The 1,566-nt window shown below is 59.0% G+C and carries 1 rRNA gene; it reads left to right on the top strand.

From position 1 onward, the window contains the following. Positions 1 to 94 precede the first annotated feature (94 nt). A 23S ribosomal RNA gene (locus C451_RS23075) occupies positions 95 to 1,566 on the top strand; the annotation flags it as partial.

Below are 1,566 nucleotides of genomic sequence, written 5' to 3'. Positions count from 1 at the left end.
CCTCGTGACACTCGGGTGCGTCCATGAGACTGTGTGTACGTGCGATCCAGGCGTCCACTGGACCCGTTCAGCGGGTTCATGGATTCTGATTAGAAGACCGTGGCTACTATGCCAACTGGTGGATAGCTCGGCTCGAGTGCCGATGAAGGACGTGCCAAGCTGCGATAAGCTCAGGGGAGCCGCACGGAGGCGAAGAACCTGAGATTTCCGAATGGGAATCCCCACCGCAATTGCTTCGCGCAATGGGGAACGCCGGGAACTGAAACATCTCAGTACCGGCAGGAAGAGAAACCGAACGGGATGTCGTTACTAACGGCGAGTGAACGCGACACTGTCCAAACCGAAGCTCACGGGGCTTTGCCCCACGAGCAATGTGGTGTTCGGACTGGCTCTCAGCACCGGATCGTCTGTGTGAAGTCTCCTGGAACGGAGCGTGAGACAGGGTGAAAACCCCGTAACACAGGCTAGTACGATGTGCGTCAGCTCCAGAGTATCGGGGGTTGGATATCCCTCGTGAATATGGCCGGCATCGACGGCCAAGACTAAACACATCTCGAGACCGATAGTGAACAAGTAGCGTGAGCGAACGCTGAAAAGCACCCCACAAAGGGAGGTGCAATAGGGCTTGAACTCAGTTGGCGATCGAGCGACGGGGCATGAAAGGCGTCTCGGTGAACGACCCGGGGGCGACCCCGCAGTAGCAGCCGAGACGAGCCGATGTTCCGTCGTGCGTTTTGAAAAACGAGCCAGGGAGTGTGTCTGCTTGACGAGTCTAACCCGATCATCGGGGAAGGCGTAGGGAAACCGACATGGCCGCAGTGCGNCGTACGAGGGCCGCCGTGTTCAAGCGCGGGGAGTCGAGCGGACACGACCCGAATCCGGACGATCTACACGATGGCAAGGTGAAGCGTGGCGAAAGCTGCGTGGAGGCCTGTTAGGGATGGTGTCCTACAATACCCTCCCGTGACCAGTGTGTAGGGGTGAAAGGCCCATCGAGTCCGGCAACAGCTGGTTCCGACCGAAACATGTCGAAGCATGACCTCCGCCGAGGTAGTTCGTGGGGTAGAGCGACCGATTGGAGGGACCGACTCCGAGAGGAGTCGGCCCTCCTGTCGAACTCCGAACCTACGAACGCCGTCGACGCGGGGAGAGCGGTGTGCGGGGTAAGCCTGTGCACCATGAGGGAGACAACCCAGAGCTTGGTTGAGGTCCCCAAGTGTGGACTAAGTGCGATCGAAGGTGGTTCCGAGCCATAGACAGCCGGGAGGTGAGCTTAGAAGCAGCTACCCGCTAAGAAAAGCGTAACAGCTTACCGGCCGAGGTTTGGAGCGCCGAAAATGATCGGGGCTCAAGTCCACCACCGAGACCTAGCGGCGCACTGTATAGTGCGATCCAGTAGGTCGGCGCTCCGTTTGGGTGGAAGTACGGACGAGAGTTCGTATGGACCGAACGGTGACGATAATCCTGGCCACAGTAGCAGCGGTAGTCGGGTTAGAATCCCGACGGCCTCACGGACAAGGGTTCCTCGGCAATGTTCGTCAACCGAGGGTTAGCCGGTCCTCAGTC

Source organism: Halococcus thailandensis JCM 13552 (assembly GCF_000336715.1).
GTDB lineage: Archaea > Halobacteriota > Halobacteria > Halobacteriales > Halococcaceae > Halococcus > Halococcus thailandensis.
This window is presented reverse-complemented; position numbering and strand designations above follow the sequence as displayed.